The sequence below is a fragment of the Undibacterium sp. Ren11W genome (assembly GCF_049340485.1).
GTDB lineage: Bacteria > Pseudomonadota > Gammaproteobacteria > Burkholderiales > Burkholderiaceae_D > Undibacterium.
On record NZ_JBMPPB010000011.1, the window covers coordinates 71,508 to 83,916 of the forward strand.

The 12,409-nt window shown below is 53.7% G+C and carries 9 protein-coding genes; 3 read left to right on the plus strand and 6 right to left on the minus strand.

Going from position 1 to position 12,409, the window contains the following annotated elements:
* Window positions 1-210: 210 nt before the first annotated feature.
* From ACO0K8_RS19980 to ACO0K8_RS19990, 3 genes are all read right to left on the minus strand, one after another.
* Window positions 211-1,011 carry a tetratricopeptide repeat protein gene (locus ACO0K8_RS19980; protein ID WP_422948406.1) on the minus strand — a complete coding sequence of 267 codons (801 nt, stop codon included), beginning with the start codon at window positions 1,009-1,011 and terminating at the stop codon, window positions 211-213.
* Between the two features lie 103 nt (window positions 1,012-1,114).
* The gene (locus ACO0K8_RS19985; protein WP_422948407.1) at window positions 1,115-3,184 is read right to left on the minus strand and encodes a bifunctional 2',3'-cyclic-nucleotide 2'-phosphodiesterase/3'-nucleotidase; all 2,070 of its coding nucleotides are present in this window, start codon (window positions 3,182-3,184) and stop codon (window positions 1,115-1,117) included.
* Between the two features lie 216 nt (window positions 3,185-3,400).
* Entirely contained in the window at window positions 3,401-4,759 is a 1,359-nt protein-coding gene (locus ACO0K8_RS19990) for an MATE family efflux transporter (protein WP_422948408.1), read from the minus strand.
* A 234-nt stretch (window positions 4,760-4,993) separates the two neighbouring features.
* Here ACO0K8_RS19990 and ACO0K8_RS19995 point away from each other — a divergent pair, with 234 nt between their 5' ends.
* On the plus strand, window positions 4,994-5,530 hold the full coding sequence (locus tag ACO0K8_RS19995) for a PEP-CTERM sorting domain-containing protein (RefSeq protein WP_422948409.1): 537 nt from the start codon (window positions 4,994-4,996) through the stop codon (window positions 5,528-5,530).
* 196 nt (window positions 5,531-5,726) lie between these two features.
* Here ACO0K8_RS19995 and ACO0K8_RS20000 read toward each other — a convergent pair whose 3' ends face one another.
* Window positions 5,727-6,959 carry a diguanylate cyclase gene (locus ACO0K8_RS20000; protein ID WP_422948410.1) on the minus strand — a complete coding sequence of 411 codons (1,233 nt, stop codon included), beginning with the start codon at window positions 6,957-6,959 and terminating at the stop codon, window positions 5,727-5,729.
* A 275-nt stretch (window positions 6,960-7,234) separates the two neighbouring features.
* Here ACO0K8_RS20000 and ACO0K8_RS20005 point away from each other — a divergent pair, with 275 nt between their 5' ends.
* Window positions 7,235-9,559: a protein kinase domain-containing protein gene (locus ACO0K8_RS20005; protein ID WP_422948411.1), complete on the plus strand. Its 2,325-nt coding sequence runs from the start codon at window positions 7,235-7,237 to the stop codon at window positions 9,557-9,559.
* Between the two features lie 188 nt (window positions 9,560-9,747).
* Window positions 9,748-10,188, plus strand: coding sequence for a hypothetical protein (locus ACO0K8_RS20010; RefSeq protein ID WP_422948412.1), 441 nt, complete (start codon window positions 9,748-9,750; stop codon window positions 10,186-10,188).
* A 5-nt stretch (window positions 10,189-10,193) separates the two neighbouring features.
* On the opposite strand, the gene ACO0K8_RS20015 is transcribed toward ACO0K8_RS20010, so the two are convergent.
* Together ACO0K8_RS20015 and ACO0K8_RS20020 are read right to left on the minus strand one after the other, a co-directional pair.
* Window positions 10,194-11,804, minus strand: a complete 1,611-nt coding sequence (locus tag ACO0K8_RS20015; protein ID WP_422948413.1) for a sigma 54-interacting transcriptional regulator — start codon at window positions 11,802-11,804, stop codon at window positions 10,194-10,196.
* Window positions 11,805-12,019: 215 nt separating this feature from the next.
* The gene (locus tag ACO0K8_RS20020; protein ID WP_422948414.1) at window positions 12,020-12,409 is read right to left on the minus strand and encodes a VOC family protein; all 390 of its coding nucleotides are present in this window, start codon (window positions 12,407-12,409) and stop codon (window positions 12,020-12,022) included.

Here is a 12,409-nt window from a genome sequence, read left to right on the forward strand (position 1 = left end):
TGCTCCAAGAACAAGCCGCCACACTTATTTTAAATAGTAGCTAGCCCACCGCGCATATCCCATGCGCCCTGCAGGCCAGATAGGCTGGAAACCCGCATGGAATATGCGCCTTAGGCCTATGCTTTGCATCGATTTTGACGCTTCTACAGACAAACTCCTTGCGCCAAACATCGGCCGGCCAAGCGCAAGTTCAGCCAAAAATCACGCGGATCATTGATAGCGATTCCAGCGCAAAGTTCTTTCGTCGTTGGCCTCTTTGATCAAATGGCGCGCTTCCAAAGAGCGCGTCCCCTCATGATCTGGGCCGCCGCTCAAATGTAAGGCCAGTTCATGGATCGCCACCGGATATTCGGCTTCGGCCGATTTTTCTAACCAACTTTGTGCCAACGCTGCGTTCTTCGTCACACCCTCCCCAAGCGCGTAGGCGTTGGATAATAAAAACATCGCTTGCGCATTGCCGCCCGAGCTGGCCTGCTGTAAATAGTGCACAGAGAGCGCCAGATCAAGTGGCACGCCTTCACCGTACTTAGCCATTCTGGCCAACATAAAACTGGCCTTGGTATTCCCTCGCTGTGCTGCCGACACATAGTATTTCCAGGCAAAAGCATAGTTCTGCGGCAAACCCATTTTTGCTTTGTAATGCGCCTCGGCCAGGACAAATTGTGCCTCCTCATCTCCGGCCAGCGCTGCTTTGTTTAGCCAGATAACTGCCTGAGAAAAATCCGCGCCTGCGCTGGCTAATACCAAGCCTAATTCACGTTGCGCCACAGGCTGGTCTTGCTGCGCCCACTTAGTCAAACTTGCGATTGCTGTTGGCGTCTGGGTGTTGAGAGCGAGTACACCCAGGCTTTCGATTTGCGCGGAATTCGGTACCGGTTCCGCTCCTGTCAATTTTACGGCAGCCAAACCTAGTCCCAACATACACAAGACAGCCATGGCGATAGTCAAGGTGGTAGTCACGACGATAGACATAGGCTGTTTTAATAAAGCATTACGATAATTCAAGTTCATGTTCTTCAAAGGTAAAAATGCTACTTCCGGTCGACGGAAGTAGCACTGCATTAGCGCCCAGGAAAAAACGCAGATTGATTTGCTCCGAACTATTTGTTCCGAACTACTTGTTCAGATCTATCGCGTATTTAGCAAAACCGCTGGCATCTAAACCACCTTCGGCCTTCACAGTCGTCAATCCCATACTTTGCGCCAGACTTAACTTGCCCGGTGCAGAACGTAAAATCACCGGACCTTGCGTGGCGACTTTCACGAAACTCCAGCTTCGCGCAGCGCCATTTGCTGCGGCCGTGACTTTGCCTTGCTTTTTCAGGAAGTCACTGACCACAGCCTGATTCGCATCGGGCGACTTGATGATGGTTTTACTACCGTCTATACCCGGCACTTTGCCCCCGCCACCGGCGCGATAATCGTTGGTGGCAACGATGAAGTCATCGCCGTCAGCAATCGCCTTATCCATATAGCTCAAATTGACGATACGGCTACCGGCTGCTTTGGTGACATCAATCTGGTACTTCAATGCATTGTTCTCGGCATAGAACACATCGTAGTTATAAATGGTTGAATAGCTAGGCACCAAATCTTGTTCGCTAGTGAGCGCAGGGTCGATTTTTCCAAATTGTCCGGCCGCTGCTTCTAACCAATTTTTCAAATCTGAACCTTTGATTTTTACCGCTTGCAAATTATTATTTCCGTACAAGTACAAGTCACCCGGGTGTCGCACTTGCAAGCCAAACGGCGTCGCCAATGTCGCAGTCGGGGCCACATCGGTAAAATCTGTAGGGCCATTGCGACCAGCTTTAAACGGTGCGCTGCAAGAGATCACAGGGATAGCTTTATAACTGGCGATGGTGGGGTCGGTAGAGGTCGCGATGAAGCTTTTCACGTAGGCTATCTGCGCCTGATTCACGATCTGGATCGCGCTGACATCGCCGACCAGAGCGAAGAAGGCCGACATCTCAAAATCTGTCGTCGTGCCTAAGGCTTGCGTGGCATACGCCAGCGTTGCCTTATGCTCGGCATCCACCAATGGCGCGATACTAGGATCGGCCGCCACGATTGCTGTGCCATCGGTATATTTAAAACCGCGCGCTTCAACCTTAGTTTTGTCTTTTTGCACTACCCATTTACCCGACTGATAAATCAGCGTCATCTGGATAATACCCAGACGACGGCCCCAACTTTGCGCCATCACGGCAGGGACACCATTGACGAAACCGTTGATGCTATCCACCTGTGGCAATTTATCCAGTGCTGCATCGAGTGCCGGGCCACCGGTTTCTTTCGCCTTAGGGAAAATCAAATGCGCATGGCCCAGCATCAGGGCATCGATGCCAGTACTGGCCAGATGCAGGCTGCCGTTTTCCATCTTAGGGCTATACGGCGAAGCATCCAGACCACCATGCGAAAGCGCCACGATCAAGTCGGCACCTTTGCTGCGCAACTCTGGTACATACTTGAGCGAGGATTCTTGCACGCCATTGACCATGACTTTTCCAGCCAGGTGTTTTTGATCCCAATCCATCACTTGCGGCGGTACAAAACCCATGATACCCACATTGAGTTTTACGCTCATGCTAGTGCCATCAGGCTTGGTGGCGGTGAATTGTTTAGGCAGTATCGAATAAGGATTAAAAATAGGCTTCTGGCTAGTCACGCCGACCACATTCGACAGCACCACAGGGAAATTCGGTGCGCCGCAATTGGCTCCCTTTTGCACGCCCTCAACACCAAAATCGGTATTGGTGATCTGACTTAGGAAATTCAAGCCATAATTAAATTCATGGTTACCGACGCCCGCGCCATCGTATTTCAGCGCGTTCATGACCTTGTGCACCGCCAGCGTACCGCTGCAAGTAACTGGCGCGGCAACCGCTTGATAGTCACCCAGCAAAGTGCCTTGAATCACGTCACCGTCATCGAGCAAAACGTTATTTGGATTTTCGGCACGGGCAGCGCTGATCAGGGTGGCAGTGCGCTCCAGACCTAAGCTGGTGTCGGCTTTCAAGCCGTAATAGTCATAGCTCAGAATATTTTGATGGATGTCGGTGGTTTCCAGCAAAGCCACTTTCAGAGTGGTGCCTTCTGGCACCGCATTCGGGTCTTCCGAGGTCTTACCACATCCGGCCAGACTGATGATTGCCAGGGCCGATAAGTAAATTTTTTGTTTCATTATTATTCCGGAGCAGCGCTCTAAGCATCGTTAATCAAGATATACATGCACAAATAGTAGGCGAGCAAAATGCAGCCTCAAATTTACATTTGCAGAATTATCAACATTAATTGTGTCGAGAGTATGACGAAACAGAATAAGGGCTGGGAGGCGGTGTCATGAACTTAGCGACCGCGTAGGTCGGAAGGCGTAGCGTCTTCCGACCACCATCAAAATTTATGCAACGCCAGCGGCGGCATCGTGCTCCAGCTTACCCAGCACATGAAAGCATAGCCAGACTCCGGCTACGCCAAAAAACACAACGCCCAGGCCATAGCCAGCCAGCACCCCAATGGCGCCATACCAGTGGCTGCCCAGCCAGACAAAAGGGATCACGCCTAGTGTCGATCTGCCCCAGTTAAGCATGGTCGAATACAGAGGATAGCCGAGATTATTGAAAGCGGCATTGGCGACGAACAGGCAGCCGTTAAACAGAAAGCTGCCAGCCACAAACAGGCAAAAGAACACGATGATCTCGCGCCCCAAATCGAGCGCACCAAAAGCGGCGGCGATATGGCTGCCAGCCAGCGCCAGCAAGGCCCACATCACGCAGACATAGATCAGCGTAAACTTCAGGCTGTCGCGCATGGTGCTGCGCAAACGATCATAACGCTTCGCGCCCAGATTTTGCCCGAGGATAGGGCCGACCGCACCGGACAGCGCAAACAGGCCAGCAAACGCCACCGGTATCAAGCGCCCCACTACCGCCCAGCCAGCTACCGCATTGTCGCCATATTTGGCAATCGCGGCGGTCACCGCCGCATTGCCGACCGGGGTTGCTACCTGGGTCAAAATTGCCGGGATGCCGATGGCAAAGAAAGGTTTGAGGCCCTGCAAGAAGGCGGCGCGACTTGGTTGGGCATACAGTTGATGGATTTTCAGCACGCCATGCAAGCCTATGCTAATCAGGACCAAGCGTGCGCAGATATTCGCGTAAGCGGCACCATCGAGACCCAGTCCGAAGCCAAAAATAAACAGCGGATCGAGCACCGCGGTGGCGGCAGCAGCACCGAGCGTCACATACATGGCGCGTCTGGCATCACCGACCGCGCGCAGCAAGGCGCTCAGACACATACCCAGCGCCAGCAAGGGGATAGACGGCAAGACGATAGCGCAAAAGCGTTGTGCCAGTCGTGCCGTTTCACCCTGCGCACCCAGCATCTGCAACAGACTAGGCATCAAAGGATACGTGAGTAAAGTGAGCAGCAAACTGACCGCGCCTATGATGAGCAGCGCCGTGCCAGCCAATTGTTTAGCGGCAGCCAGGCCACCAGCACCGATAGCGCGCGACACCAGGGCGGTGGCGGCGATGGTCAGTCCGATTGCAATCGAGGTGTGGAAAAAAAGCAAAGTGCTGGCATAGCCTATCGCCGCCGCCAATTCTTGCTGGCCTAATTGCGAGATATAAAACAGATTTAAGACATCGACCAGAAACACCGCGATCAAGCCTATGGAACTGGTGGCCGTCATGGTGACGACATGACGCATGGTCGAGCCAGTTGTAAATTTACCGACGATAGCTTGCTGGGTGGCCATGTTGTTCGATTCAGTGAAGTCTTGCGGACGTTGGGGAAAAGTGCAGGCGCTATTTTCACCGCTTTTACTAAGTTTTGCTGATAGAACGCAATTCTATTTTTATTTCAAACCAGTTCCAATGAGCAAAGCAGCAAGCTTAGAAAATTTACTTTGCAAAATACTTACACTTTATTTGTTCTAATAGCTAATTAACAATGCTATGTTAGGCATATTGTTAACTTTTTTGAGATAAAAATGAAACTACAATCATTATTTCGCGCAGCGATGTTAATGCTGTCACTGAGTGCAATTTGTGTTCCGGCTAGCGCGGAGATACAACTAGAACAGTATGTCTGGGGTAGTTGGGACGGCTCCGAGTATACGCAAGCGAGCCGCAATGCGACCTCGTTCGACCATGCAGACACGCTTATGGCATCCACCGATGGCGCGCCATTTAGTCTTGCCGCGCTCCACCTGAATCTGAATTTAGGATGGGCCAATGACAAAATTGGGTATGCCACCGGCTACCTGAACGGTAAAAAGATTTACGAATATATTTTGGATTTCAAGCAAGCTAGCCCCACTGACGAGAATAACTTCAACCTAAAACTGAAGATGAATACTAGCCCGGTCAATTTGCTGATCTTTAATGCTAGCGGCTATCCCGACGGCGATCATCTATCGGTGCTCAACTATACCTTGGCGGTGCCAGAGCCCGAGACTTACGCCATGCACTTAGTTGGCCTGGCTTTGATCGGCAGTCTAGTTCGGCGCGCTAAGCAGCAGGCTTAGTTCAAACCCACGCTAGCGAGCGACGACGCTGGCTCTTCCGTTTTATCCAGTTTTATCCTGTTTTATTCAGTAGCGCGCAGGAGTAATGCTGAGGTTTTGCAAAGCACCCTGCCCGCCGCGCATATCCCATGCGGCCTGCAGGCCGGCATGGCCTCAAACCCGCATGGAATATGCGCGCTGGCAGGGGTAATGTTTTTTATGCGCGCAACTCCGAATTATAAAACAGGCAGTGTTCGCTAGAGATGCGGTTACGGCCCTGAGTCTTAGCATCGTACAGACGTAGATCGGCGGCCTTGATCAAATCTTCCAGACTGTGCTTGTCGGCGCTGCCCGCTACCCCGAAACTGGCGGTCAGCATGATCGATTTCGATTCTACCGGCAGCCCCAGTGCCTCCAGGGAGCCGCGTATGCGCTCGGCGAACAGACAAGCCTGATCCATATCGGTCTCTGGCAATAAGATTAAAAACTCTTCACCGCCCCAGCGCGTCAACACATCGCCGGCACGACAGGCTTGCTCGAATAATTCGGCACTGGCTTGCAGAGCACGATCGCCTGCATCGTGGCCATGCTGATCATTGATACGTTTGAAATGATCCAGATCGATCATGATCATACTCAGCGGGCGCTGATTGCGCTTGGCGTTGCTCCACACCGGTTTGGCCATATCCAGAAAAGCGCGGCGATTATATAAGCCAGTCAAAGAATCGTGACAAGCCAGATGCATCGCCCTGGCACCGGCAAACTGATAGCGGCGCGCTTGATGCGCCAGCGCCAATCCCAAAAACGTCAGCTCGGCAATCAGGGCCAGCGCCAGCGCCTGATAAGTGGCCGCATTTAAAGGCAAGTGATTCAGGGCCACCACCGCACAGACCCCGGCCACCACCAAAGCCGCTAACGTGGCGAGTAAAAAATATCGCGCAATCGCGCCCAGACTGACGATACTGCGCAGCGCAATCAACACTCTATAACCCAACCACAGCGCCAATAAAACCAGACCAACATTGGCTGCCGCCCGGTCACGCCCCAAGGCCACATACACCAGCACAATACTTAAACCGAGATTGCTGATCACTTGCACGGCCTGGCTCAGCGCCTGCGCGGGACGCTGCAATTGCAGAAAATGGCTGGCCACCAGCAGGCCAGTACAACTAAAGCCGACCATCAAACCGAGCATGCCGTACAAGGACCATTCTTGCCTAGTCCACAAAAAGCTCAGTTGATGGCCGTTATAGTCAAACTTCAGCAAGATCAGACCCAGCACATAGATCGCATACAAAAACACGCTAGGTTGCTGACGCCCGGCCTCAGACAAGGCCTGCCACAGTGAGTCACCCAGTCTATGCTCGGCATGGATCAGATCAAATGCGCCGACCTCGTCATTACTGGCCGGGTCGTAGGCGTTATGCACAGGCAGCTTGATTTGTTTCATTGCAAAAACCTCATGACGCGATGATGTTACTAAAGGAGAACTCGAAAATACCAGATGCTGCAAACACAATGTCTTTGCATTCGCAAGTTACATGCCAGCAAAATGACAGGGTATAAAAATTACTCGCCCCCTAGCCAAAGTCGATTTAGCCGGTTTTTTACATGTAAAGACTAGCGCTCTTTACACGACTTGCTTTTCCTTTACATGTCATCGACAATACGCCACAGTAAGATTTCGTAAACATTACTTTTTTCGACAACAAGGCAAGCCAGGCAATGAGCGTTTCAGCTTCAAATACCGTAGCGAACCCGGCAGCGTCTGACCTCCCCACGCTCAGCCATTACCAGATCCGCGCTCAGCTTGGCGAAGGCGGCTTTGGCGATGTGTACGAGGCCTGGGACAACAAGCTACGTCGCAGCGTCGCCATCAAGCGCATGAAGCATGTGCAGCATGCGCCAACTAGCCTGCTCAAAGAAGCGCGGCTGGCGGCGTCGCTACAACACGCCGCCTTTGTCAAAATATTTGCGATAGAAGAAGATGGCGACAGCACCGCCATCGTGATGGAACTGGTGCCCGGCATCACCCTCAGAGTCTGGGGCCATGGCCAGCCGCAAGAGGTTGCCCAGGTGCTGGAGCTGATACGCCAGGTGGCCGATGCCATGCAAGAAGCACATGCCGCTGGCCTTACCCACGGTGATTTAAAACCATCGAATCTGATACTCGAACCTGGCGGCAAGCTGCGCATCCTCGATTTTGGTCTGGCCACCCAGACCGATAGTCAAGCTACTGCCTCGGTCAGCCAGCTAGACCCGCAAGGCACCATCGCCTACATGGCTCCCGAACTAATGCTGGGCACGCTGGCCAATGCCAAGAGCGACATCTATGCGCTGGGTGTGATCTACTACGAACTGCTCAACGGTAGCCGCCCGCATGCCCATCTGAGCGGGCTGGCACTGGCAGCCGCGCATATGCAAGCGAGTTCAGACGGTTGGGATTACCCCGCCAATTTACCGACCCCGGTGATCCAGCTGATTCGCGCCATGACCGCCAGTAAGCCCGAGCTAAGACTGGCCAGCATGGCCGCCGTAGTCGAGCAGATCAAGGCGATTAGCCAGCGCATTAGCGACAACCCGCACAGCGCCAGCATACCAGCGCACGTGAGTAATCCGTTTGCAACTACGCTCAATGCGGCAGCCGGTAATCCGGTCAGCGTTACGCTCAGCGCCCCGCTCAGCATTGCAGGTTTAGCCGTCACCACATCAGCACCAGCAGCGGCTACTAAGCAGCCGCTCAGCCAGCCGCTGCGCTGGGGCATCGCGACCTTCAGTCTGACACTACTGACAGGATTACTGGTCTGGCAAATTGTTCCGCGCCTCAGCACCGCAGACAGCATTGCCAAGACCAGCGCCAGCAGCCCAGCCCTCAGCTCACCAGCCGGCCCGTATTCAGAAGCGCTAGAGATGCAGCAAGGTCTGGCCGCCCTCAAGCTGTTTGATCGACCAGGCAGCCTGGATGCAGCAGATAAAAATTTCAACACCATACTCAGCCACAACCCGAATAATGCGGCGGCCGCAGCAGGTCTGTCGCTGCTCTATAGCTTTCGTTATCAGAGTGATGAGCAAGATGAGGTTTGGCTGCAAAAAGCCGACGCCAGCGCCCAGCAAGCCCTGAAACTCAATGAGCAATTAGCCCTTAGTCATGTCGCCAAGGGTGTTGTACTCAATTTACAAGGCAAATCGGAACACGGATTAGCGGCGCAAGAACGTGCGCTGAGCCTTGATCCGAAAAATTTCTTCGCCTGGAATGAAAAAACCAACGCCCTCAGAAGCCTGCGGCGCTATGCCGATGCCAAAAAGAATGCCGAATTAGGACTGCAGCACTTCCCGCAGGAAAGAATCTTCGCCGACCAGCTGGGCACCATCCACTACGCGCAAGACGACTACAAGGCGGCCGAAGCCGCCTTCAAGCTCAGCATACAATTGCAACCGGATGCAGTATTTTCCTACGCCAATCTGAGTGCCGCCCTGATAAGTCAGAACCGCAACGACGAGGCGCTGGAAGTCTTGCAACAAGGTCTGCAACTACGTCCAAGCGCCTTGCTGTATACCAATCTCGGCAATGCCCAATTTTTACGCGGCGACTATGTGGCCGCCGCTACCGCCTTTGAATCGGCGGTATCACCAGACAAAGGCAATCCTGTCGATTATCTGGGCTGGGCCAATCTGGCCGATACCCTGCTATGGATACCCGGTCGCAAAGAAGAAGCACGCCAGGCCTATGACAAGGCCCGCCTATTACTGGCCCCGCGCTTAGCGCGCAACCCGAATGAGATTACCCTTGTGTCGCGCATGGGCCTCTACGCAGCACGTAGCGGCGACAAGGAGAGTGCGTTGGAATTAATCCAAAAAGCCATGACACTGGCCCCGAAAGACCCTAGCGTGCATTTCCGCGCGGGTCTGGCTTACGAATTATTGGGCAAGCGGGCAGAAGCGCTGACGGCAATCGGTAAGGCCAGGGAACTTGGCTACCCTGTCGGCTTCATAGAAAGCGAACCAGATTTGCTGGCACTCAGGCGCGATGCGCGTTATTCAAAAAAATAGTTGAGACAGGCATAAACATTGCTTAATACATAGCGATGCAAAGTTGCAAGTATCGTTACTAGCAAGTACTAACACAGGTAAGCTCACGTAATTTTTTATCGGTGTAGCAGTAAAACAAAGCGGTGTAATCAAGCAGTAAAGTTTTTTGGTCATCCTTTAACGCGCACTATCCAATTCTAGGAAATTTTATGTCTTCCAGCTCTAACTCAGCCAAGCCTATCTATACCTGTAATATTATTTATCATCCTTTACAGATTCCAGCACCTGCGGGCAATACGGCCAGCTATACATTTAATCCGCCATTGCCGGCGGATGGATTAAATCCCGGCGATCGTCTGCACTTCACTTTTAGCCCTGCCCCAGATGTAAAAACCCCAGGCAAACTAGACCAAGCCGTTTTGATCGCAGGCTATAAAGATGCACAGGTCTCTACCGACAGTTCGCCTTTTTATAATGATGCGAATAATATCGATATCCACTCCTTCCCCACCCTGACCATAGGCAAACGACCAGGCACCTGGGGCTTTACCGTGGCCTTTTCTCTGATCGTCCCCTCTATAGGGGCTAGCAAGACCACTACCCACTTCTACTTCCTGCCGGATCCTGAGCTCGTCGTCAAACCCCAATAATCCCCTCACCCCAGCAAACCCAAGCCCCGCAGATGTCGTCGTAAGGCTTCGCTCGGGGTTTTGAGTAAGGCGGCGCAACGTTCTACGTCGCCGCCACTGTTTGCCAGTGCCGCGCGAATTTCTTCCAGCGCGATTTGTTCTACCCTGCGTATCTGGCTATGCGTCTCTAGCAGCTTATACATAGAGGGACGCGAGACGCCCAGTTGTTGCGCGGCGGCCTGGATGTACCAGTCGTTTTCTTCCATCGCAGTCAGCACTTCGGCCTCGCTCAGTTCGGTGAGTTTTTTGCGCGCCGGTGCTGCTGACGTGGTCGCGGTGCTGGCGGTGCTAGTGGCGGTGCTGGTGGTGTTGGCAGTGTTGTTGCTCGCTGCAGGCACTGCGCTCGCGCCCAGCACGGTACGCGCACTGAGGCTTGCGCTAGAGAGAAAACTACTGGTGATACGCTCGGGCGAAATTTTTACCAGCGTCTCGAACAGTGGCACCTCGCCCATTTGCAGGGCCAGCATCACGCGCTTAAGTACATGCGCCAATTGCCGGATATTACCGGGCCACTCATAACGCGCAAAATCGGTAATCAAAGAGTGCGGCAATGTCAGGCTCAGTTCTGCCATCTGCGGATTACTCTTGAGCAGATGCTGCATCAAGACGCCTATATCTTCACGGCGCGCGCGCAGCGGCGGCAGGTGGATCACAAAACTTTCCAGACGGCGCAACAGGGCTTGATTGAAATGATCGCTATCGAGATCCTGATCGGTAGCGGCGATCAGCCTGGCGCTAGAGTGCTGATCGTGTTGCGCACCGAGCGGACGATAATCGCCGCCCTCTAACACCCGCAGCAGCATGGGCTGCACACTGGCCGGCGTATTGCCGATTTCATCGAGAAACAGAGTGGCGCCTTCGGCTTCGGCAAACAGACCTTTGCGGCCGGTTTGCGCGCCGGTGTAGGCACCCTTAACCGCGCCGAACAGATCGGCGGCGGCCAGCGATTCATTCAGTGCCGCCATATTCACGGTGACTAAAGCACTCTTGGCGCGCAGACTTAAGGCATGCACGGCACGCGCCGCGATCTCTTTGCCGGTGCCGGTTTCGCCCAGCAGCAAGACCGGTAAATCAGTACCGGCGACCTGACGAATCTGGTCGCGCGCCACGATGGCATGGCTGCCGACACCGAGCAAACCGGCCACAGGATTATTCTTGGGAAGGCAGCGCATCCAGTGCAGACACAAGATGATGCTGCGCCCCAGACCGAGAATCTGACCGCCTTCGATTTGCTCAGCACTCAGGCTGTGCGGTGCCAGCAACTCTTCGCCATTCAGTTCAACCACCATGCGGCTGGCCGACGGTACGATTTGCAAGCCGTTCTCGGCATCGCGCACCAGCTTAAGCGGATCGCGCGAAATCCCGCCATGTCCAAGCGCCAGGCCCTCTGCACCAGGGCGGCGAAACAGCGGCAAGTAGCGACTTACTTCCAACACCCCCGCTCCGCTACCGGCGATAAATTGCTCGCCGATGCGGCTAGCATCGGGATGCCAGACTATCGTCAAGCCCAGCAAAGGATTGGCATCCTGACTGAGGGTAGACAAGGGCGAGGTAAGGGTGTGCTCGGTATCGATCATGGCGTCGCTGTAGGCGTAAAAATACGTAAGCTGCTATTTTCACCGTTTTTGTGGATTTACGCTGGAATGCTTTGGGCAGTGTGGGTATTTTGAAAGTGCCTGCCCGCTCGCGCATATCCCATGCGGCTTTGCAGCCATGCTGGCCTGCAAGGCGCATGGAATATGCGCGCTGGCGGCATGCCATGTTGCGATCGCTGTTGCAATCAAGCGCATTCTCAGTCGCTGCTTTGATACAACTCTAAGGGCAAGCCATCCGGGTCGGCAAAAAACACGAAGGGCTGGCCGGTGTACTCATCGATGCGTACTGCTTCGAGCGCAATCCCCTTAGCCTCCAGCATGGCCTTGCACAGTGCTACATCGTCCACCGCAAACGCCAGATGCCGCAAGCCACGCGCCTCTGGGTAGGAGGGACGCGGCGGCGCATCCGCAAAAGAGAATAGCTCGATTTGCGACCCATCGGGCAAAGCCAGATCGAGCTTATACGATAGTCTTTGCTCACGATAATGTTCGGCCAGTACGCGCAGACCGAGTAGCTCGGTATAAAAATGGCGCGAGACCTGGTAATCAGAGCAAATGATGGCGGCGTGATGCAAGCGTTTTAGCAT